The organism is Pseudolabrys sp. FHR47 (genome assembly GCF_005153485.1).
Taxonomy (GTDB): Bacteria; Pseudomonadota; Alphaproteobacteria; order Rhizobiales; family Xanthobacteraceae; genus Pseudolabrys.
Genome location: NZ_CP039740.1, coordinates 139147 through 159959, shown reverse-complemented (window position 1 = coordinate 159959; position 20813 = coordinate 139147). Strand labels below are relative to the sequence as shown.

Annotated in this window: 17 protein-coding genes and 1 tRNA gene; 5 read left to right on the top strand and 13 right to left on the bottom strand. The window is 64.6% G+C overall.

The window, feature by feature from the left end; translation table 11 throughout:
- Positions 1-6 precede the first annotated feature (6 nt).
- From E8Q40_RS00795 to E8Q40_RS00785, 3 genes are all read right to left on the bottom strand, one after another.
- A complete protein-coding gene (locus E8Q40_RS00795) occupies positions 7-681 on the bottom strand; it encodes an LON peptidase substrate-binding domain-containing protein (RefSeq protein WP_137042598.1) in 675 nt (224 codons plus the stop codon).
- Between the two features lie 57 nt (positions 682-738).
- A complete protein-coding gene (gene trxA / locus E8Q40_RS00790; RefSeq protein ID WP_137042597.1) occupies positions 739-1647 on the bottom strand; it encodes a thioredoxin in 909 nt (302 codons plus the stop codon).
- A 101-nt stretch (positions 1648-1748) separates the two neighbouring features.
- Positions 1749-2264: a prolyl-tRNA synthetase associated domain-containing protein gene (locus E8Q40_RS00785; RefSeq protein ID WP_137042596.1), complete on the bottom strand. Its 516-nt coding sequence runs from the start codon at positions 2262-2264 to the stop codon at positions 1749-1751.
- A gap of 182 nt (positions 2265-2446) precedes the next feature.
- On the opposite strand from E8Q40_RS00785, the gene E8Q40_RS00780 reads away from it, so the two are divergent.
- The 4 genes from E8Q40_RS00780 to E8Q40_RS00765 all read left to right on the top strand — a co-directional run bounded on the left by E8Q40_RS00780 (position 2447) and on the right by E8Q40_RS00765 (position 4909).
- Positions 2447-2521: transfer RNA gene (locus E8Q40_RS00780), tRNA-Gly, on the top strand.
- A 193-nt stretch (positions 2522-2714) separates the two neighbouring features.
- Positions 2715-3914: a cytochrome b/b6 domain-containing protein gene (locus E8Q40_RS00775; protein ID WP_205995635.1), complete on the top strand. Its 1200-nt coding sequence runs from the start codon at positions 2715-2717 to the stop codon at positions 3912-3914.
- 8 nt (positions 3915-3922) lie between these two features.
- The gene (locus tag E8Q40_RS00770) at positions 3923-4327 is read left to right on the top strand and encodes a DUF1924 domain-containing protein (RefSeq protein WP_137042595.1); all 405 of its coding nucleotides are present in this window, start codon (positions 3923-3925) and stop codon (positions 4325-4327) included.
- 63 nt (positions 4328-4390) lie between these two features.
- Positions 4391-4909 (top strand): diheme cytochrome c, encoded by a 519-nt coding sequence (locus tag E8Q40_RS00765; protein ID WP_205995633.1) that lies wholly within the window; start codon positions 4391-4393, stop codon positions 4907-4909.
- A 63-nt stretch (positions 4910-4972) separates the two neighbouring features.
- Here the strand turns inward: E8Q40_RS00765 and E8Q40_RS00760 are convergent, their stop codons facing one another.
- The 4 genes from E8Q40_RS00760 to E8Q40_RS00745 all read right to left on the bottom strand — a co-directional run bounded on the left by E8Q40_RS00760 (position 4973) and on the right by E8Q40_RS00745 (position 8513).
- Positions 4973-5572 (bottom strand): biotin transporter BioY, encoded by a 600-nt coding sequence (locus E8Q40_RS00760; RefSeq protein ID WP_137042594.1) that lies wholly within the window; start codon positions 5570-5572, stop codon positions 4973-4975.
- A gap of 75 nt (positions 5573-5647) precedes the next feature.
- The gene (locus E8Q40_RS00755) at positions 5648-6124 is read right to left on the bottom strand and encodes a YbaK/EbsC family protein (protein WP_137042593.1); all 477 of its coding nucleotides are present in this window, start codon (positions 6122-6124) and stop codon (positions 5648-5650) included.
- A gap of 22 nt (positions 6125-6146) precedes the next feature.
- Positions 6147-7895 carry a gamma-glutamyltransferase gene (ggt, locus tag E8Q40_RS00750; RefSeq protein WP_137042592.1) on the bottom strand — a complete coding sequence of 583 codons (1749 nt, stop codon included), beginning with the start codon at positions 7893-7895 and terminating at the stop codon, positions 6147-6149.
- Positions 7896-8003: 108 nt separating this feature from the next.
- Entirely contained in the window at positions 8004-8513 is a 510-nt protein-coding gene (locus E8Q40_RS00745; RefSeq protein WP_246663132.1) for a peroxidase-related enzyme, read from the bottom strand.
- Positions 8514-8941: 428 nt separating this feature from the next.
- On the opposite strand from E8Q40_RS00745, the gene E8Q40_RS00740 reads away from it, so the two are divergent.
- Complete coding sequence (locus E8Q40_RS00740; RefSeq protein WP_137042590.1) at positions 8942-13777, top strand: NAD-glutamate dehydrogenase; 4836 nt, start codon at positions 8942-8944, stop codon at positions 13775-13777.
- A gap of 57 nt (positions 13778-13834) precedes the next feature.
- Here the strand turns inward: E8Q40_RS00740 and purH are convergent, their stop codons facing one another.
- The 6 genes from purH to E8Q40_RS00710 all read right to left on the bottom strand — a co-directional run bounded on the left by purH (position 13835) and on the right by E8Q40_RS00710 (position 20769).
- Positions 13835-15427, bottom strand: a complete 1593-nt coding sequence (gene purH, locus E8Q40_RS00735; RefSeq protein ID WP_137042589.1) for a bifunctional phosphoribosylaminoimidazolecarboxamide formyltransferase/IMP cyclohydrolase — start codon at positions 15425-15427, stop codon at positions 13835-13837.
- A gap of 57 nt (positions 15428-15484) precedes the next feature.
- On the bottom strand, positions 15485-17239 hold the full coding sequence (locus E8Q40_RS00730; RefSeq protein WP_137042588.1) for a heparinase II/III family protein: 1755 nt from the start codon (positions 17237-17239) through the stop codon (positions 15485-15487).
- A 119-nt stretch (positions 17240-17358) separates the two neighbouring features.
- Positions 17359-18702: an RsmB/NOP family class I SAM-dependent RNA methyltransferase gene (locus E8Q40_RS00725; RefSeq protein WP_137042587.1), complete on the bottom strand. Its 1344-nt coding sequence runs from the start codon at positions 18700-18702 to the stop codon at positions 17359-17361.
- Between the two features lie 77 nt (positions 18703-18779).
- Complete coding sequence (locus E8Q40_RS00720; protein WP_137042586.1) at positions 18780-19271, bottom strand: L,D-transpeptidase; 492 nt, start codon at positions 19269-19271, stop codon at positions 18780-18782.
- Positions 19272-19293: 22 nt separating this feature from the next.
- Positions 19294-19845 carry a L,D-transpeptidase gene (locus E8Q40_RS00715; protein WP_137042585.1) on the bottom strand — a complete coding sequence of 184 codons (552 nt, stop codon included), beginning with the start codon at positions 19843-19845 and terminating at the stop codon, positions 19294-19296.
- Between the two features lie 111 nt (positions 19846-19956).
- Positions 19957-20769, bottom strand: coding sequence for a hypothetical protein (locus tag E8Q40_RS00710; RefSeq protein WP_137042584.1), 813 nt, complete (start codon positions 20767-20769; stop codon positions 19957-19959).
- Positions 20770-20813 lie beyond the last annotated feature (44 nt).

Sequence of the window (20813 nt, the reverse complement as noted above, 5' to 3'; positions counted from 1 at the left end):
ACGTTGCTATTGCAGCGGCGGTTCGCCTTCGACGTTTTTCTTGGCGAGTTCGATTTCGGTGATGGCGACCAGCAGTTCGGCGCGCGTCTTCAGGTCGGGCGCTTCCAGCAGCGCCTGCTTTTCCGGCGCGCCGTAAGGCGACATCATCGACAGACCGTTCACCAGGGCCTCGGTGGGCGCCTGCTTGATGTCGTCCCAGTCGGCCGTCATGTTGTTGGCGGTCATGAAGTCGGTGAGCGCGCGCAGCAGCGCGTCGCGGTTCACCGCATCCTCGCCCTTGCGGGCGATAAAGTCGTCTGCAAACGGCGCGTAGGTGACGCGGCACTGCCGGTAGTCGGTGTTGACCGTGAGCTCTTCCTCGACGCGGAACCGCGATACGCCGGTGAGCTCGATGATGTAGCGGCCGTCGCCGCTTTCGGCGAGTTGGGTGATGCGGCCGACGCAGCCGATCTTGAACAGCGCGGGCTTGAGCTTCGGCGCTTCGGTGACGCCGTCGGGCTGAATCATGCCGATAAGACGATGGCCGTCACGCAGTGCGTCATCGATCATGGCGAGATAGCGCGGCTCGAAAATGTTGAGCGGCAACTGGCCGCGCGGCAACAGCAGTGCTCCGGCGAGAGGAAACACCGGGATGACGCCGGGCAATTCGGCCGGGCTGCGATATCGGGGGTTCATCGGCATGGAGCGTCCTCGGCATGCCTCGGGTTTGAAGAGCGCGGCGCGTTCGCCGCGCACGGCTCATGAAAACAAAATCGACGACAACTTCTTGCGGCCCTCGAGCGTCGCCGGATCGGTGGCGCCCCAGGCCTCGAAGAACTGCACGAGCTGCTTGCGCGCGCCGTCCTCGTTCCACTTGCGATCTTTCTTGACGATGGCGAGCAGATGATCGGCCGCTTCCATGCGCTTGCCGGCGGCATTGAGCGCGGCGGCCAGATCGGCGCGGGCCTGATGATCGAGCGGATCGGCATCGACCTTTTTCTGCAATTCGTCGAGCGGGCCGGCGGCTTCTGCCTGCATGGCGAGATCGAGCGCGGCGCGCGCGGCGGCGACCGCGGCGTCGTTCTGCTTCGCCTCGGGGATCATGGCGAGCGTCTTCTTGGCCTGCTCGAAATTGCCGGTGGCGACATAGCAGCGTGCAAGGCCCGCCAGCGCGGCGATGTTCGATGAATCTTCCTGCAGCAGCTGCGCGTAGATGTCGGCGGCTGCGGCGGCATCGCCCTCGGCAAGCGCGGCGTCGGCGGCCTCGAGCAGATTGGCGCCTTCGTCCTCGATCTTGCCCTTGGTCAAGCGCTCGAGGAACGCCATCACCTGCGACTCGGGCAGCGCACCCATGAAGCCGTCGGCCGGCTGGCCGTTGACGAAGGCGATGACGGCCGGGATCGACTGGATGCCCATCTGGCCCGGAATTTCCGGGTTCTTGTCGATGTCCATCTTGACCAGCTTGACCTTGCCCTTGGCCGCCTTGACTGCCTTCTCGAGCACGGGCGTGAGCTGCTTGCAGGGGCCGCACCACGTGGCCCAGAAATCGACCAGCACGGGCTGGGTCTTGGACGCCTCGATGACGTCCTTCATGAACCCCTGTGTGGTGGTGTCCTTGATCAGGTCGCCGGCCACCGCCGCCGTTGTGTCGCCGCCCATTCCCAGCATCGTCGTCTGACCCCTTTATGCGGTTCCGGCTTTACCCCGGTTTGCCGCCTCTGAACACCGGAAATAGATGGGGAGGAGCCCCGGAAATGGCAATTCCGGCCTTAATCGGCCGTGGGCGCGAGGCTGGATACCCGCTCGATGCGCGGTGTGTGCCCGGTGGCTTCGAGGAACTTCACGAGGTCTTCGCGCGCGATCGAGGTGGTCATGGTGTTGGTGAGCGGGTGGGCGTTGATGATGGCGTGCTCCATCAGCGGCGCGTCCAGCACCACGATGACCCGGCCCGCGGTGTCGTTAATCGCGCCGAAGGGCGTCACCGAGCCGGGCGTCACGCCCAGAAGCTCGAGCAGCAGGTCGGATGAGCCGAAGGAGAACCGCCCCGAGGCCCCGAGCACCCGGTGCAGGCCCTTGAGGTCGATGTCGGCGTCTTCCAGCGCCGTGACCAGGTAAACCGCCTGCTTTTTGTCGCGCAGGAACAGGTTCTTGGTGTGGCCGCCGGGGATTTTGCCGCGCAGGGACTGGCTCTGTTCCACGGTGAACAAAGGCGGGTGGCTCACGGTCGGGTGGGCGATGCCGAGGCTGTCGAGGAGGGCGAAAAGCTGGTCGGGGGTCGCGGGCATTACGGGTCTTTCGGGGGCTTCAGGCGGCCTGGGAGGAACCCCTGGCGTGGCGGCCATTAACCCCGGGATTTCTCCCATTGCAAAGCCCCGCCGCTTTTGGCATACGGGCCGCCTTGGCGGCCGGCGACGGTTTGACCGGCTCATGTCCGGTAAAGTCTTGACCGGCCAATGTACTGACGGATGCGGGTGTAGCTCAGGGGTAGAGCACGACCTTGCCAAGGTCGGGGTCGAGGGTTCGAATCCCTTCGCCCGCTCCAGTCAAACCGACCCACAAATCGCTATTGGTCACGAAAATACAGCCGGCAAGGCTGGTCTTTTGCCTAGGCTCGGTATTCAACCACTGCAACCTGACAATTCACTGACAATTCGCTGACATGCCTTGTCAGGGGGCCGTCAGTTCCATCTCCCTATCGTCATGTGCATCCGCGATCCGCCTTGGGCGATGGACCGATGCACGACATGCCGCACGATCACGTCGCGACCTCTCTCGTCGAAGGCGAGGCCGTGCCATCTCCGTCGCCGGTTGCCACGCGCAAGCCACCACCACGCACGCGGGTGTGGGATTGGGTTGTGCGCGGCTTTCATTGGTTGCTGGTCGCGGCGATCGCACTCGCGGCGGCGACCGGCTATCTCGCTGGCGTCTCGTGGATCGACATTCACGTCTGGGCCGGCACCGCGGCGGCAACATTGATCGCCGGCCGTGTCGTCTGGGGATTCTTCGGCACGACGCACGCGCGGTTCTCCGATTTCATCGTGTCGCCGAGGACGACGCTGGCGCATATGCGCGCGCTGCTCGCTGGCCGTAACGAACGTCATCGCGGCCACAATCCGCTCGGCGCGGCGATGATTGTCGCGCTGCTTGCGGTCGTCGCAGCCATTGCGATCACGGGCGTGCTTGCCTTCGGCGGCGTCCTGAAAGCTGGTCCGCTCGCCTTTGCTACGACATTCGCCGCCGGCTGGCAGGCGCGTCAAATTCACGAAGCGCTGGCGCTGATACTGCTCGGCCTGGTCGGCTTGCACATTGCCGGCGCGCTCTTCGAAAGCTGGCGCACGTGCGAAAATCTCGTGCGCGCCATGGTCGACGGCCGCAAGGAAGTGCGGCACGGCGATCACGTCTCGGTGCGACGGCGGGCCCAGCCGTTTCTGGCGGCGTCGATCGCGGCCATTTTGTTTGCGACCACGGCAGTGACGATATGGACGCTGAGCCTGCGGCCTGGTCTTGGAGTGCCGGTTGCCAAAGTCGATCCGGTCTACACCAAAGAATGCGGCGCGTGCCATACCGCCTATCACCCGAGTCTATTGCCGCGGGCATCGTGGGGCGCGCTGATCGCCGGTCTTGATAATCATTTCGGCGAAGACGCCAGCCTCGACACGGCGACCGCGGCGAGGCTCGGCGACTATCTCGCCACCAACGCGGCTGAGACTGCCGACACGTTGCCTGCCAATCGTTTGCGACAGGTCGAAGCGGCCAAGCCTTTTACGATCACCGCGACGCCGTTCTGGACGCGCCGGCACGCGGGCATTCCCGACGCGGTGTTTGCGTCGAAAGCGGTTAGCGGTCGCGGCAACTGTGTCGCCTGCCATGCCGACGCCAGCAGCGGACGTTTCTATCCCGGCAACATCGACATTCCCGACGAGGCCACACCATGAGACCGAACATGAAACTGAAATCGATATCCATCGTCGTTGCAGCGGCTCTTGTCACGGCATCCGCTGTCGCGCTCGCCGATCCGGCGCGCCAAGCGATCCTCGACGGCTATGCGGCGAAAGCCGGCACCAAGCCGTCGCCGGAACGCGGCAAGGCATTCTTCCTCGCGACGCACAGCGGCGGCCAGCCCGAGACAGCATCCTGCACGTCTTGCCATGGCCAAGATCCGCACAGCGCCGGCCGCACCCGTGCCGGTAAGGCTGTCGAACCGCTGGCGGTGTCGGTCATGCCCGGCCGCTTCACCGATCCGGCCAAGGTCGAGAAGTGGTTTGGCCGCAATTGCAACACCGTGCTCGGCCGTGCCTGCACCGATGCCGAGAAAGCCGACTTCATCGCCTTCATGGCGAGTCAGTAGCCGTCCGCCGATCATCCATGCCGGGCCGCGATGGTGTCCGGCCCAACCCGAAAGGAAACCGTCATGCGCGTTTCACGTTTTCGTTCCGTGCTCTGGCCGGCCGGTGCCGCGCTCGCTTCCGCCAGTATCGTCCTTGCCATCAGCTCGCTGATGGCGCCTTCCGCCGTTGCGGAAGGCGGCGCCCCGTTTGCGGTCGTCACCGACAAAACCGTGCAAACCGAATGCGGCGCCTGCCATATGGCCTATCCGGCCGGCATGCTGCCGACGCGTTCATGGCAGGCGATCATGGACAAGCTCGACGATCACTTTGGCGAGAACGCCGCACTCGACGCCAAGACAACGAAACACATCACCGATTATCTCGTCGCCAACGCGGCCGATGCGGGTGGACGCGGCGCGCGTCAGTTACGTGGCGTGAAACCCGATCAAACGCCCCTACGCATCACTGAATTGCCGTGGTGGATTCGCGAGCATCGCGGCGAGGTCAGTCCGAGCGCCTTTAAAGACCCGCGCGTCAAATCGAAAGCCAATTGCGTCGCCTGTCACCGTGACGCCGCCAAGGGGTATTTCGGCGACGACTGATGCGTCATTCGTCCCGCGCCGTTGAATCGATGGCGCGGGCGAGATGCTCCAGCGAGTCGGCGCCTACCGATTGGGGCCGATGTGCTTCAGCGGCGAGCGCGCGATCAGGACCGCGAGGCCGGCGCCGAGGCCGATTTTCACCAGCGACGACAACAGGAACGGGTGGATGCCCGCGGCATAGGCCTTCACGGGTCCGATGAGGTGCGCCAGCCAGGCATAGCCGAAGGTGAGGATGATCAGCGTGCCGATGATGTTGACCAGCACGGCGGTGAACAGCTCGCGGCCGTAGCCGCGCTCGGCGAGCCAGCCGGACACATAAGCGGCGACGCAGAAGCCAACGAGATAGCCGCCGGTCGGGCCCATCATATAAGCGAGGCCGGTGCCGCGCGCCGGCGAGTTGGCGAACACCGGCAGGCCCATCAGGCCCTCCAGCACGTAAGCGGTGACGACGATGAAGCCGAGCCGCGAGCCCAGTGTCATGCCGATCAGGACGACCGCCATGGTCTGCATGGTCATCGGCACCGGCCAGAACGGGATCTGGGTGCGCGCCGAGGCGGCGAGGAGGAGCGAGCCGATCACCACGGCGGCGAAGCCGAACAGCAGGCGGGAGCCGATGTCGTCTTTGGTGGCGACGGCGGCGGCGGACTTGATCAGGCGCTTCATGAGCGGTCCTTCCTTGAATTCGACGCCCTTTGGTAGCCCATCGCGGCTGCGTCGCAAAGAGGCCGCCCCGGGGGCCTACCCCTCCCGGATATCGGCCACCGTGCCGCCGGTCATGGCGGCCAGTGCCTCGGCCGAAGTGCGGAATACATGGCGGGGCGAGCCTGCGGCGGCCCAGACCGGGTCGAGGGCCATCAGGTCCTGGTCGATGAAAATGCGCGGCGGGCTCTGGTGACCGATCGGCGAAACGCCGCCGATGGCGAAGCCGGTGACGTCCCGCACCCAGCGCCCGTCCGCCGCCTTGACCGGCTGGCCGAGCAAAGCGGCGACCTTGGCGGTGTTCACGCGGTTGGCGCCGGAGGCGACCACCAGCACCACCTGCTCACCGGCGCGCAGCACGATGGACTTGGCAATCTGCGCCACGGTGCAGCCGACCGCATTGGCGGCATCCTGCGCGGTGCGGGTGCCGTCCGGAAAGACGTCGATGGTATCGGGCTGGCCGGCGGCAAGCAAAGCGGCGCGCACGCGTTCGACCGATGGCGTGGTTTCGTTCATGGACTTGTTCTCTGAGGCTTTCTCAATAACCGGCGGCGAGGGAGCCGCGCGTGCGGGGATCGGCGGCGCCGACATAACGTCGCGGCTGGAATTCGGTTTTCGGCAGGACCTCTATCGAATTCACCGATGTCGCGGGCCGAGTCGGTTCTAGTTTATGGCCGCGCGCGGCAAGGCCATCAAGCACGGCCTGCGGAAAGCCGCTTTCGACATAGACCGTGTCTGGCATCCATTGATGATGGATGCGCGGCGCGGTGACGGCTGCGGCGATCGGCATTTTAAAGTCGATGACATTGGTGATGACCTGCAACACCGCGGTGATGATGCGGCTGCCGCCCGGCGAGCCTGTAACGATGAACGGCTTGCCGTCCTTCAGCACGATCGTCGGCGTCATCGACGACAAGGGCCGCTTGTTCGGCCCCGGCAGATTGGCGGCGAAGCCGACGAGGCCGTAGGCGTTCGACGCGCCGGCCTTGGCGGTGAAGTCGTCGAGCTCGTTGTTCAGCAGCACACCGGTGCCGTCGGCGATCAGGCCGAGGCCGTAGGAGAAGTTCAGCGTGTAGGTGTTCGACACGGCATTGCCGTCGCGGTCGATGACGGAGAAATGCGTGGTGTTCTGGCCTTCAAAGTCGGCGGGCTTGCCGGCCTTGATGTCGGACGACGGCGTCGCCTTGTCGGTGATGCCCGCACGTAGCGCGGCGGCATATTTCTTCGAGATCAAACCGGCGATCGGCATCTTTACCGAATCCGGATCGCCCATATAGACGGCGCGGTCGGCATAGGCGCGCCTCATGGCCTCGATAAAATAGTGCAGCGCCTCGTCATTGCGGCCGAGCTTTTTAAGATCGTAGCCTTCCAGAATGTTGAGCATCTGAATGAGATGCACGCCACCGGACGAGGGCGGCGGCATCGAGACGATGTCGCTGCCACGATAGCTGCCCTTGACGACATCGCGCTCCACGGCGCGATAATTGGCAAGGTCGTCCGCGGTCATCACACCGCCGGCCTCGCGCACGGCGGCGGCAATCTTCCGCGCGACCTCGCCGCGATAGAAGCCGTCAAGGCCCCTGGCGGCGATGGCTTTGAGCGTGTCGGCAAGATCGGACTGGATCAGCCGGTCGCCCGACTGCAAAGGCTCGCCGCCGTTCTTGAGCAGGATGGCTGCGGATGAGGGCCAGCGCGCCAGCTTCTTTGCCGCGCCCGGCAGTGAGTCGGCGGTGTCGTCCTGAACGGCGAAGCCCTGATCGGCGAGCCGGATGGCGGGCTGCAACAGGTCGGACAAGGAGAGTTTGCCGGACCCGTATTTTTCGTGCGCCATGGCGAGACCCGCGACTGTGCCGGGCACGCCAACTGAGAGGCCCGAGTCGCGCGACTTCACCGGATCGGGATTGCCCTGCGCGTCAAGGAACATGTCCGGCGTCGCCGCGGCTGGCGCGGTCTCGCGATAGTCGATGGCCGTGTTGCGGCCATCCTTCGTCAGATGGATCACCATGAAACCGCCGCCGCCGAGATTGCCGGCGCGCGGATAGGTGACCGCCATGGCGAAACCGACCGCAACTGCCGCATCGACGGCATTGCCGCCGCGATCGAGAATTTCGACGCCGATGCGCGCGGCCATGCGCTCCTGCGCCACCACCATGCCGGTCTCGCCGACGATGCCCTGCGCCGGCGGAAACGACGGCTGCGAGTTCTGCAACTGCGGCGTCGACTGCGCCAGCGCGAGCGAGGCGGTGAGGAGGAGGGCGAGGGTGATTGAGAAGAGTCGTTTGACCATCAGCGATGATTTACCCGTTCGTCCCCGCGAAAGCGGGGACCCATTTTTTGGCTTAGCTGGATTCCCGCTTTCGCGGGAATGAACGGAGTATGGGGTCGGCGCAGCGACTTATCTAGCCTGCTCGTGATAGACCGGGTTCGGCCGCATGTCGGTTGCCGAGGCGACGCGGTTCGACATGTTGAAAAAGCCGGTGATCGCCGCAATGTCCCAGATGTCGCGGTCTTCGAATCCGGCGCGGCGCAAGCTCTCGCGATCGTGCTCCTCGATCTCGGCCGGCGTGTTGGTGAGCTTCACTGCGAAATCCAGCATGGCGCGCTGGCGCTTGTCGAGTTTTGCCACACGATAGTTCATCACGATCTGCTCGCCGAGCAGCGGATTGCCGGAATATTGCCGCACGGCAGCGCCGTGCGCGGTGAGGCAGTAATAGCAGCGGTTCTGCGCCGACACCGCGACCGCGATCATCTCGCGCTCGAGTTTGGACAGACCGCTCGGCGCCAGCATCAGGTCATTGTACATGGCGGCGAAGGCTTCGAGCTTGGCGTTGTCGAAGGCATAGGCCACCAGCACATTCGGGATGAAGCCAAGCTTGTCCTGGCATTTCTGGAAGTAGGCCGTCATCGCCGGCGACAACTCGCCTCGCGGCAGCTTGAGCGCGATGATCGGATCGTCATCCGATCGTACGGCTGCTTGTGCAGCGGCTTTCTTGTCAGCAGATTTACGAGGGTTCTTGCCTGCGGCTTTGGCGACGGTCCCGGCCATGCTTGCACCTGTAAAAATTTCTTTACGCCGAGCGCCGAGCCTACAATGCTTCCAGTCTGCCGAACATAGCCAAAGGCAGGGATATTCATTTTGTATTTCAGCGGCTTGATCGTGATCGCCACGAAAACATAAAGCGGTCATGCTCGAAGGCTAAGCCAAGCGTCGCTCTCGACCAATGCGTCGGGAAGGTGAAGACTGCCCCGTCAGCGAAGACCGATTCCCAGACCACGCATTGTCGTATGAAGCGGCCTTTGCACCGGTGCAGACCTGCCGTCGTTCCCAGTCATATGAGGTCCCTCGTGCTCGACAAACTGGCAGCCATCAATGCTTCCGATGCAGAACAGGCGGCGGCCCATGAGGCGATCGCGCAAGCGGGCGCGGCGCTGAAGCTGCGGCGGGGCGAGATTCCTGATGGCTTCGCCGAGCGCCTGTTCGGCCAGGTCGTGCCCGAAGACGTTGCGCGTTACGAGGCGAGCGAGCTTGCGCAACTCGCTGCGCGGGTCTGGGATTTCATGCAGCAGCGCAAGCCGGGCGCCGCGCGGATGACCTGCGAGACGATCGAGATCGGGGCGCCGACGTCCCCGCGTAACATTACCGTGATCGAGATCGTCAATGACGACATGCCGTTTCTGGTCGATTCGGTGATGGGCGAACTGGCCGCGCGGCGCCTCGACGTGAGGCTGGTGGCGCATCCCATTTTCGGTGTCAAACGCGACGACAACGGCAAGCTCAATGCGCTCGGCGAGCCGGCCGCCGGCGCGCGCGAGAGCGTGATCCATATCCATATGGAACCGATCGAATCGGCGGAGCTGCGTGCCGAGATCGCAGCGGCGATCGAGCGCGTGCTCGGTCAGGTGCGCGTCGCGGTCGCGGATTGGCGGCCGATGCGCGAACGGACCGAGGAAATCGTCGCGAACCTGAAATCCAATCCGCCACCGCTGCCGGTGGACGAGATCGGCGAGGCCATTCATTTTTTGCAATGGCTGCTCAACGATCACTTCACTTTCCTCGGCCTGCGCGACTACGTCTTCAGCGAGCACGCGCTTGACGCGGATTTCGCCAGCAGCCTTGGCATCATGCGCGACGCCAGCCTGCGCGTGCTCAAGCGCGGTGACCAGCACCTCGATCTCACGCCGGAGATCATGGCGTTTCTCAACGAGCCGCGGCCGCTGATCATCACCAAGGCGAACGCGCACGCGCATGTGCATCGGCGCACATTTCTCGACTATATCGGCGTCAAGAAATACGACGCCGAGGGTATTCTCGTCGGCGAGCATCGCATCGTCGGCCTGTTCACGTCGTCGGCATATACGCGAACCGCGCATGAGATCCCTTACTTGCGGCGCAAGATCGCCGCGGTGGAGGAGCGTGCCGGCTTCGCGCCGAACAGTCATTCGGCCAAGGCGCTGGCGAACGTGCTTGAGCACTATCCGCGCGACGAGCTATTCCAGATTGGCGAAGATACGCTTTTTCATTTTGCCATGGCGATCATGCGCCTCGAGGAGCGACCGCGGGTACGCGTGCTGGCGCGTCACGATCGCTTCGACCGTTTTGTCTCGGCGATCGTCTATGTACCGCGCGAGCGCTACGACAGCATCATGCGGGTTCGCATCGGCGATTATCTCGCCAAGGCTTTCGAGGGGCACGTCACCGCCTTCTATCCTTTCTTCCCGGAAGGCCCGCTGGTGCGTGTGCATTTCATCATCGGTCGCGGCGGCGGCGCCACGCCGAACGTGGCGCCCGAGATATTGGAGCGCGACATCGCGCAGATCGTGCGCAGTTGGACCGACGGGCTGTCCGACGCGCTGACCGCCACGCACGCGCCGGAGAAGGCGCGCGCGCTGTTCGAGCGCTATCGCGAGGCTTTTACGGCGGATTTCCACGACTTCTATATGCCGTCCAGCGCGGCTGATGACATTCGCGCCATCGAGACCCTGTCGGAAGACCGGCCGCTGGCGGTCGATTTCCGCCATCGCGACGAGCATGAGCAGGAGAATGTCAGCCTCAAGGTCTGGAGCCTGGGGCGGCCCCTGCCGCTGTCGGAGCGCGTGCCCGTCCTTGAAAACATGGGTTTCAAGGTTGTCGACGAGCGCACCTATCAAATCTCGCCGGCCAATGCCGAGAAGCTGTGGTTCCACGACATGTTGCTGACCCGCGGAGACGGCACCGGCATCGATCTGCAGTCCGGCAAAGCGCGGCTGGAAGCAGCCTTCCTGCACGTCATGCGCGGTATGGCCGAAAACGATGGCTTCAACGCGTTGACGCTGCAGGCAGGGCTCGGCTGGCGCGATGTAGCGCTGATCCGCGCTCTGTCGCGCTATCTGCGCCAGATTCGTGTGCCTCACTCGCAGGATTACATGTGGGCGACTTTGGTCAAGCACGCCGCGGTGACCAGCGAGATCGTCGAATTGTTCCATGCCCGCTTCGATCCACGCGGCGACGCGGCGAACCTGCGCGATCTCAATCAGAAAATGATTGCAGAGCGCATCGAGCAAGGGCTGGCGAAGGTCGAGAGCCTCGACGAGGACCGCATCCTGCGCTTCTTCGTCAATGCGGTGCAGTCGGCGATCCGCACCAACTATTTCCAGACCGATGCGGAGGGCAAGCTCAAGCCGTTGATCGCCATCAAATTCGAGAGCGGCAAGATCACCGACATGCCTCTGCCACGACCGCTCTATGAAATCTTCGTCTATTCGCCGCGTGTCGAGGGCGTTCATCTACGCTTCGGCAAGGTGGCGCGCGGCGGCATTCGCTGGTCCGACCGGCCGCAGGATTTCCGCACCGAGATTCTCGGTCTCGTGAAAGCGCAACAGGTCAAGAACGCGGTGATCGTGCCGGTCGGCGCCAAGGGCGGCTTCGTGCCGAAGCAGATGCCGAAGAACCCGACGCGCGACCAGTTCATGGCCGAGGGCATCGCATCGTACAAATTGTTCATCTCGACGCTGCTCGATATTACCGACAATTATGCCGCCGATGGAAGCATTGTGCGGCCGGATAATGTGGTGCGGCATGAAGGCGACGATCCCTATCTCGTCGTCGCTGCCGACAAGGGAACTGCCACCTTCTCGGACATTGCCAACGGTCTCGCCGTCGAGCACGGTTTCTGGCTCGGCGATGCCTTCGCCTCGGGCGGCTCGGCCGGCTACGACCACAAGGTCATGGGCATCACCGCGCGCGGCGCCTGGGAATCGGTGAAGCGCCATTTCCGCGAGATGGACATCAACATCCACGACACGCCGTTCACCGTGGTCGGCGTCGGCGACATGTCGGGCGATGTGTTCGGCAACGGCATGCTGCGCGAGGACACGATCAAGCTGGTCGCGGCCTTCGATCACCGCGATATCTTCATCGATCCCGATCCCGATCCGAAAACGAGCTTCGCCGAGCGCAAGCGGCTGTTCGATCTGCCGCGCTCGAGCTGGCAGGATTACGATAAGGCGCTGCTGTCGAAAGGCGGTGGCATCTATCCGCGCTCGTCCAAGGAAATCCGGTTGTCGCCCGAGGCGCAGAAGCTGCTCGGCGCCGCTGAGAAAGTCACGCCGCCGCAGTTGATGCAGGCGATCCTGAAGGCCAAGGCCGACCTGTTGTTCTTCGGCGGCATCGGCACCTATGTGCGCGCCGCGACCGAGGGTGACGAGGCCGCGGGCGACCGCGCCAACGACGCGATCCGCATCACCGGCGCCGACCTGCAGGTCAAGGTGGTCGGCGAGGGCGCCAATCTCGGCATGACCCAGCGCGGCCGCATCGAGGCGGCGCTCAATGGCGTGCGGCTCAACACCGATGCCATCGACAATTCGGCCGGCGTCAACACCTCGGACGTCGAGGTCAATATCAAGATCGCCTATGCCGAGCCGGTTCGCGCCGGCCGGCTGACGCTCGAGGCGCGCAACGCCGAACTCGCCGAAATGACCGACGAGGTGGCGCGGCTGGTCTTGCGCAACAACTATCAACAGACTTTAGCGCTGTCGCTGGCGCAGCGGCGCGGGCTGGAGGATTTCGGCTTTCAGCAGCGCCTGATGCAGACGCTGGAGCAGCAGGGCCTGCTCGACCGCGCCGTGGAGTATTTGCCGGACGAGATGGCGCTCGCCGACCGGCGCAAGCGCAACCTGCCGCTGACGCGGCCCGAACTGGCCGTGCTGCTCGCTTATGCCAAGCTCACGCTCTATTCAGTGCTGCTCGATTCGAACGTACCGGACGATCCATTCCTCGGCCGCGAGATCAATCGCTATTTCCCCAAGGAGATGACGGAGCGCTATGCTGGCGCGCTGCAATCGCATCGCCTGCGCCGCGAGATCATCGCAACCCAACTCACCAACTCGATGATCAACCGCGGCGGCGCTACGCTTATCGTGCGGATCGCCGACCAGACCGGCGCCGCGCCAGCGCAGATCGCGGCCGCCTTCGCCGCCGTGCGCAACAGTTACGATCTGATCGGCCTCAATGGCGAGATTGACACGCTCGACAACAAGGTGCCGGGCGACATGCAGTTGTCGCTCTATGCCGCGGTGCAGGACCTGCTGCTCGATCGCCTTGTGTGGTTCCTGCGCAATGTCGATCTCAGGGAAGGGCTGGAAGCCATCGTCGCGCATTATCGCGACGGCATCACCCAGGTCGAAGCCGCGCTCGACACCGCGCTGCCGAAGCCGGCGGCCGCGGCGCGCGACGCCCACATTGCGCAGCTGACGCGCGACGGCGTGCCGGACGCTATCGGGCGCCGCATCGCCAATCTGGCGCTGACTAAGGCGGCGCCGGATATCGTCATGGTCGCCGACCGCGCCAAGAAGCCGATCGCGGAGGTGACCGCGACCTATTTCGCCACCGAAGCCTTCTTCCAGCTCGACAAGGTGGCGAACGCGGTGCCGGGTATTGTCGTGTCGGATTACTTCGACCGCCTAGCGCTCGACCGCGCCGTCGACCAGATCGGCGATGCCGAGCGGCGGTTGACCTCCGCAATGGTCGGCAACGGCCACGCCGGCGCGGCGGCGGTGGAGGAATGGCTCAAGCCGCGCAAACAGGAAGTCGAACGCATCCGCGCCGCGATTCACGAGATCGCAGGGTCGGGACTGACGCTGTCGAAGCTCAGCGTGGCGGCGAGTTTGCTGGGGGATCTGGCGCGAGAATAATTGTCATTCGGGGACGCCACGTCGCGGCCTTGCGGCCGCGCCCCGGAATGACGGACTTCAATGCTTGAAATGCCTTGTCCCGGTGAACACCATCGCGATGCCGTGCTGGTCGGCCGCCGCGATCACTTCGGCGTCGCGCATCGAGCCGCCGGGCTGGATCACCGCCGTGGCGCCGGCTTCGATGGCGACCAATAAGCCGTCGGCGAACGGGAAGAACGCATCGGACGCGACCACCGAGCCCTTGGTCAGCGGCGCGGACAGCCCCAGTTCCTTGGCGGCATCTTCGGCCTTGCGCGCGGCGATGCGCGCCGAGTCGACGCGGCTCATCTGTCCGGCGCCAATGCCGACGGTGGCAAGATCCTTCGCATAGACGATCGTGTTCGACTTGACGTGCTTGGCGACGCGGAAGGCGAAGCGCAGATCGTTGAGTTCGGCAGCGGTTGGCGCGCGTTTGGTGACGACCTTCAATTCCATGTCGTCGACCACGGCGGCATCGCGCGACTGAACGAGAAGACCACCCGCCACCGACTTGACCAGCAGGCCCTTCTCGCGCGGATCGGGCACGCCACCAGCAAGCAGCAGCCGCAGGTTCTTCTTCGCCGCGACGATGGCGATGGCTTCGTCGCTGGCATCCGGCGCGATGATCACCTCGGTGAATATCTCGGTGATGGCTTTCGCGGCTTCGGCGTCGAGCGGACGGTTCAGCGCGACAATGCCGCCGAAGGCCGACGTCGAGTCGCAGGCCAATGCTTTCTTGTAGGCGTCGAGCAGCGATGAGCCTTCGGCGACGCCGCAGGGATTGGCGTGCTTGACGATGACGCAGGCCGCCGCGCGCTTTGGATCGAACTCGGCAATCACCTCGTACGCGGCGTCGGTGTCGTTGATGTTGTTGTAAGAGAGTTCTTTGCCCTGCACCTGCCGCGCCGTGGCGACGCCGGCGCGCACATTCGGCGTGCGATAGAAAGCTGCTGTCTGGTGCGGGTTCTCGCCGTAGCGCAGAGGCTGCGCCAGTTTGCCACCGAAGGCGCGGTAATCCGGCGCGTCGTTGTTCAGCGTGGCCGCGAACCAGTTGGAAATCGCGGCGTCATAAGCCGCAGTGCGCGCATAAGCTTTGGCCGCGAGCCTCGAGCGCGTCTCGTAGGTGGTCATGCCGTTGTGCTTTGTCAGTTCTTCGAGCACCAGAGCGTAATCGGTGGTGTCGACGACCACGGCAACGTCGCCATGGTTCTTCGCCGCAGCGCGGATCATCGCGGGCCCGCCGATATCGATGTTCTCGATGCAGTCGTCGTAAGCGGCGCCCTTGGCGACGGTTTCCTCAAATGGATATAGGTTCACCACCAGAAGATCGATCGCCTTGATGTTGTGCGCCTTCATCGCCGCGGCGTGCTCCGCATTGTTGCGGATGGCGAGCAGGCCGCCATGGACATTCGGGTGCAGCGTCTTGACCCGTCCGTCCATCATCTCCGGAAATCCGGTCAGCTCGGACACGTCGGCGACGCGCAGGCCGGCATCCTTCAGCGCCTTCGCCGTGCCGCCGGTGGAAACGAGTTCGATGCCAAAGCCGGCCAGCGCCTTGGCGAAGTCGATAAGGCCGGATTTGTCGGAAACCGACAGCAAAGCGCGGGTGACGCGGCGCGGGTGGCTGGACATGGGAGCTCGTCGTTTTGCGTTGAGAGTTGACCGGGGAATAGCGCCCCAAGCGCGCCACTACAACGGCAATTCCGGCTCTTCGGCGCGGTCCAGACGGGTGCCTGGCGATACCGGCGGCGTGTGCCGGAAGGTCCAGCGCACCTTGGCGTCCTGGCGGGCATGGCCATAGACCACGATCTGCACCGCCCGGCGAGGGCCGTCGGAGCCGGCGAGATATACGCTTTCCTCCACCTCCACCGTCTCGCCCATGGTGGCGAAGGTCCAGACTTCCTTGTCGGGCAGCAGCAGGATGACACCGCGCCCTTCCGACAGGCGGCTCGCCTTGATCGAGGGGTGCAGATGAAAGCGCACCGCGTATTCGTCGCCCTTGCGGATGTCGAAAGCCTTGTAGGCGGGCGTGAATTCATCTTCGCCGTCGATGGTGCGGCCGTCGGCGCTGACCTTGATCGTGCGCGTCTGCACGACGCCGAATTCGCCCGCATAGCCGTCCTGCGAAGCGACGATGGTGACACCCTCCTCGGCGTCAGTGCGCTCGGCCGTGACCTTGCGCGGGCCGGACACGATCGGCGTACCGCCGAGTAGCCGGCGCAATGATTTGGATTCGAGAAACCGGCAGGACGACGTATCGTTGAAGGTGACCGTCGAATGAGCCGCGGTGGCGCGCGCCACCTGGCGCCAGTTCTCGCGGTTCATCGACGGCAGGCCGCAATTGACGATGACGCGATGCTGACGGAACGACATCTCGAACGACAGACAGCCGGCATGGGCTTCCGTCGAGAGCGCGACCGGCGGCGGCCTGCCGGTATCCATCAGGATCACCGTGGCGTCGGCGTCGATGCGCTGATAGCCGGAATGCGGCGCGTTCGACAAAGGCGCGCCGCGCGCATCGTCATAAGCGAGCGCGGTCGCGAGCAAATCGACCGCGGTCGGGCCCATGCCGTTGAACTGCGCGAAATTGCCGTCCGGATGCCGGAAGAAACGCAGCATCGGCATCATGCGGTCGATGGCGTTGTTGATCGCCTGCGGCGGTTGCAGATTGCGCGCGGTAAACAATTGCCGCAGCGGCAGCAGGTCGATGACGATCTCGATCAATGTGCCGGGGTTGCGGCTGACATGGCCGCCGTCGGGCAGAATCTGCGCGCGCAGTTCGTCGATCAGCCGCCGCGCCGTCGGTCGCAACTGGCCGGACAGACCGTTGAGGCACAAAGTGGCGTAGGTCAGTGCGATCAGCGCCTGCAGCCGCGGCAGGCCGGCGCGCGCGTTGTTCGTCGTGCCGCGCAGATAACGCACCTGACGCTGCAGGCTGCGGATGAAACGCCGATAGAAGCGCGCATCGGCGTCCTGCAGGATGAAAGGCGAATGACACAGCCACGAGACGATGCGGCGCGACAGGATCTCCGGCTGCCAGCCAATCGGATGCCAACTGCCCTGATGGGTGATCCACTCGTCGATCAGCGAGCGCGCATTGGCGCGGGTGATCGCGGAGTCCGCGGCGCGCAGATGGCGTAGCCAGGAGAAGTTGAGCAGCACCGTGGCCCATTCTTCCGACGGTGGCACCATCTCGAAGGGCGAGCGCCGGTCGCAGATCACCACCTTGCCGGCGAAGGCGAAGCGCCCGGCATAGATCTCGGCGGCGCGGGTGGCGTCGGCGGTGCGCAGGTCCTGCGGCGCGATGACGAGGCGGTCGGTCTTGGTCGAGCCGTAGCGCCAGCGCGTGAGCGGATGCGTGCCGACGGTGCCGGCAAGACTCCGCAAGGCGCGGCGCCCGACCAGCAAAGACAGCCTGGCTCGTTCGCCGAGCGTGACCCGCATTGCCTCTATTCGTCCCCAGCGACGTGGGCGATTCCCGCGTGCAATCCGTAAGATAGCGGAAGGGTCCGGCCCGGGCCAATGATGCCGCCGCTAACGCGGGCGGCGGTGCATAAGTCCCGTCAGCCCGGTTTCCGGGTGAGGCGGGCGGCAAAGAAGCCGTCGAGGCCGCTCCAGCGCGGGTCGGTGTCCGGCAGGTAATGCGGCAGGGTGCGCAATTCGCCCTGCGTGTTGACGAATTCGGCCTGGTCGAACACCTCCGCGGCGGCGATCGGTGCGCGCATAAGGCGTGGATCGCGCGCCAGCAAGGCGGCGATCTGGGCTTCGCCTTCTTCCGGTTCCAGCGAGCAGGTGCAGTAGACCAAAATACCGCCAGGCTTGAGCAGGCCCGCGGCGCGGTCGAGCAGCCGGCTTTGCAGCGAGGTGAGCACGCCGAGATCGTTCTCCGACTTCAGCCACGGCACATCGGGATGGCGGCGGATGGTTCCGGTCGCGGTGCAGGGCGCATCGAGCAGCACGGCATCGAATTGCTTGTCCGGTTGCCACTCCAGCGCATCGGCGGCCACGGTCTCGACATTGAGCTTGAGCCGCGCGAAGTTTTCCTTCAGCCGCGCGATGCGCGCCGGCGAGCGATCGACCGCGGTGACATGGGCGCCGGCATTGGCGAGCTGCGCCGACTTGCCGCCAGGCGCGGCGCACAGATCGCAGACATCCTTGCCGGCCAGGTTGCCGAACAGCTGCGCCGGGATCGACGCGGCGGCGTCCTGCACCCACCAGGCGCCTTCGACGAAACCGGGCAGCAGTGAAATCGCGCCATGCGCCAAGGTGCGTACGGTTCCCGTCGGCAGCACCTTGCCGTGGACACGCTCGGCCCAATGCGCCGCGTCTTGCTTGACGGTGAGGTCGAGCGCCGGCTCATGGCCGTTGGCGGATGCGATGGCGCGCGCGGTGGCATCGCCATAGGTCTTCTGCCAGCGCGCGAACAGCCAGGACGGCGTGTCGCGCGTGACATCGGACGAGTCGAACTCCTTTCGCGCCTGCGCAACGCGGCGCAGCACGGCGTTGACGAGGCCGGCATAGCGCGAGGCGCGGCGATCGGCCTGCGCGAGGCGCACCGACAGATCGACCGCTGCGTGATCCGGCACGTCGAGCCACAGGATCTGCGCGGCACCGACAAGCAGAATGGTCTCGGTGCGCGGTGCATCGGCCGGAAAGCCCTTGTCGAGGAAGCCGCCGACCAGATGGCGCAAGGTGCCGAGCCGCCGCAGCACGGTGGCGGCGAGGCGGCGCATCAGCGCTCGGTCGCGGTCGGGAAGCGTCGCGAGGCCCAGATGCGCGGTCTTGCCGGAGAGCTGATCGTCGAGCGCGATGCGGCGGCGGAGCACGCCGTCGACGATATCCGTGGCGATGCGCCGGGCGGCCAGACCGGGGACTTCAGCTTGAGGGGCGATTCGCGCGCGCGCCATGACCCCCTTATTGCCACGAATTGTGTCGCTGGCGCGAGCGCATGACGAAAAAGTGCGTGCAGTATCTGGGGGCAGGCTCACTGCACCACATAGACCTCGGTGCCAAGCGGCGTGCGGCGGTAGAGGTCCATGATGTCCGCGTTGTGCATGCGGATGCAGCCATGGGAGACATAGCCGCCGATCGAGGACGGATCGTTGGTGCCGTGGATGGCGTAATTACCGCGGTCGAGCCCCATCGCCGCGGCGCCCATCGGGTTCTGCGGCGAACCTCCCGGATAAGTTGGCGTGCGGCCAGGAATACGCGCCCAGGCCGGGCGGATGTGCTTGGCGGCGACATAAGCGCGGCCGTGCCAGGCCATGCCGGCCTTGCCGACGCCGACCGGATAGCGGATCGCCTGCCCGCCGGGCAGTACATAGAAAAGTTGCCGCGTGCCGGTGGAGACGACGATGGTGCCGGGACTGTAGGCGCTACGGAACTGCACGACATCGCCGCGCGCCAGCGCCGGCTGGACGCCGATCAGGGAACCGAGAAGAAGGAGAAGGGCGCCGAGGCGCGGCAGGAACGTCATGGCAAACTTCAGACCTTGGCGGTCACTGTTCAACGATGACCGGCGTTCCGACATCGACCATGCGATACAGTTCGCGGATGTCGCGGTTGAACATGCGGATGCAGCCATAGGAGACGAAGCCGCCGATCGAGCGCGGATTGTTGGTGCCGTGAATGGCATAGTCGCCGCCGCGCATGGTGAGCGCGGCATCGCCCATCGGATTGCGCTTGTCGCCGCCGGCGATCACCTGCGGCAAATTCGGATTGTCGCGGCGGATGTCTTCCGGCGGCGCCCAGGCCGGCTTGACGTATTTGCCTTCGATGCGCGCCTTGCCGGTCCAGGTCTTGCCCTCGCGGCCGACGCCGACGGGGAAGCGCAGCGCGCGATATTCGTCGAGCACAAGATAGAGATAGCGCTCATTGGTCCGCACCACGATGGTGCCGGGCGCGAAGCCGGAAAACGCCACGACGCCGCGCTCGCCCGGCGCGGGCGCACCGGTATAGGGCGCACCTTGCGCGACGACGGCGGCAAACGCCGCCCAGCACAGGACGAAGGTGACGAACAGAACCGTTCGTTTGATGAGTACGTGAGACATGCCTTAGCCGCCCGGAATTACCGGGCGGATCATAAGGCGAGGCCGATACCGGACGGCGGAAAGCTGCCGGTAACGTAAACGCGGCGTAAGGAACTTCTCGATTTAGGACAGCTATGTGCGTTTCGAACGAAGCGCCGACAATGCTTTCGATGCGGGCGTCCCGGGATTGGTGCTCAAGTAAGCCGCAACCTCCCGATCGACGAACTCGTGTTGCCGCGCATTGCTCTGAAGGGCCCACAATGCAACGCCCGCGAAAATAATCTGGCGGCCTTTCTCGCCATACTTCGACTTTAACTCATTGTAGATTTCCTTGGGACCGCCGGCCATTGCGACAGCGGTTCGAGCGACGTCGATAGCAACAAGCTCCGACTCGTTGGCGGTCGCGGCGAAATACCCGATGATTTTACGAACATATCTGGGGTCGCCGCTGGCTAAAGCAGCGCCCCACAAGAGGTCCAGGTGTGTCGGCGTTCGGACCACGAGATCGTCAAGCCGGTCAGGCAAGTTCGCGAATTCGAGCGATAACCAATTGTCCCTGCCCGCCTTGCCCAGCCGGGTTCGTGCGGTATCGGAGATCGGCGGTCCGCCGGACAAAGTCACCGCCGCCGCGATCGCCGTTGCGGCTTGCGGCGTCAGGTTCGCGGGCATGACCTTTTCGAGCACCGAAGGTTGTTTGAGAAGAATGATGGTCAGCGCTCCAGCGACGGGCGGATAGGCATTGGCAGGTGCCTGACTGGTGGCAAGCGCCTCCATCAGACGCGCCATTCTTTCAGGCTTCGGATCTTTGTAGAAAAACGCGAGAGTCTGCTCTTCCGTTGCCGAAGCGCGAGGTTGCTGTCCGTGCGCGGCTGTTGCCAAGGCAAGAATAATAACAGCGATGCCGATTGGGCCGGAGCGGTCGATCCGTAACAATTTCAGCATCATGTTCTCGTGAATTGATCTGCGAAATTTTAGCACGCAAAACAAAT

Excerpts from the sequence above, each read along its gene's own strand:
- E8Q40_RS00795 (WP_137042598.1), bottom strand. The coding sequence starts at position 681 with ATGCCGATGAACCCCCGATATCGCAGCCCGGCCGAATTGCCCGGCGTC.
- trxA (WP_137042597.1), bottom strand. The coding sequence starts at position 1,647 with ATGCTGGGAATGGGCGGCGACACAACGGCGGCGGTGGCCGGCGACCTG.
- E8Q40_RS00785 (WP_137042596.1), bottom strand. The coding sequence starts at position 2,264 with ATGCCCGCGACCCCCGACCAGCTTTTCGCCCTCCTCGACAGCCTCGGC.
- E8Q40_RS00775 (WP_205995635.1), top strand. The coding sequence starts at position 2,715 with ATGCACGACATGCCGCACGATCACGTCGCGACCTCTCTCGTCGAAGGC.
- E8Q40_RS00770 (WP_137042595.1), top strand. The coding sequence starts at position 3,923 with ATGAAACTGAAATCGATATCCATCGTCGTTGCAGCGGCTCTTGTCACG.
- E8Q40_RS00765 (WP_205995633.1), top strand. The coding sequence starts at position 4,391 with ATGCGCGTTTCACGTTTTCGTTCCGTGCTCTGGCCGGCCGGTGCCGCG.
- E8Q40_RS00760 (WP_137042594.1), bottom strand. The coding sequence starts at position 5,572 with ATGAAGCGCCTGATCAAGTCCGCCGCCGCCGTCGCCACCAAAGACGAC.
- E8Q40_RS00755 (WP_137042593.1), bottom strand. The coding sequence starts at position 6,124 with ATGAACGAAACCACGCCATCGGTCGAACGCGTGCGCGCCGCTTTGCTT.
- ggt (WP_137042592.1), bottom strand. The coding sequence starts at position 7,895 with ATGGTCAAACGACTCTTCTCAATCACCCTCGCCCTCCTCCTCACCGCC.
- E8Q40_RS00745 (WP_246663132.1), bottom strand. The coding sequence starts at position 8,513 with ATGACGGCCTACTTCCAGAAATGCCAGGACAAGCTTGGCTTCATCCCG.
- E8Q40_RS00740 (WP_137042590.1), top strand. The coding sequence starts at position 8,942 with ATGAGGTCCCTCGTGCTCGACAAACTGGCAGCCATCAATGCTTCCGAT.
- purH (WP_137042589.1), bottom strand. The coding sequence starts at position 15,427 with ATGTCCAGCCACCCGCGCCGCGTCACCCGCGCTTTGCTGTCGGTTTCC.
- E8Q40_RS00730 (WP_137042588.1), bottom strand. The coding sequence starts at position 17,239 with ATGCGGGTCACGCTCGGCGAACGAGCCAGGCTGTCTTTGCTGGTCGGG.
- E8Q40_RS00725 (WP_137042587.1), bottom strand. The coding sequence starts at position 18,702 with ATGGCGCGCGCGCGAATCGCCCCTCAAGCTGAAGTCCCCGGTCTGGCC.
- E8Q40_RS00720 (WP_137042586.1), bottom strand. The coding sequence starts at position 19,271 with ATGACGTTCCTGCCGCGCCTCGGCGCCCTTCTCCTTCTTCTCGGTTCC.
- E8Q40_RS00715 (WP_137042585.1), bottom strand. The coding sequence starts at position 19,845 with ATGTCTCACGTACTCATCAAACGAACGGTTCTGTTCGTCACCTTCGTC.
- E8Q40_RS00710 (WP_137042584.1), bottom strand. The coding sequence starts at position 20,769 with ATGATGCTGAAATTGTTACGGATCGACCGCTCCGGCCCAATCGGCATC.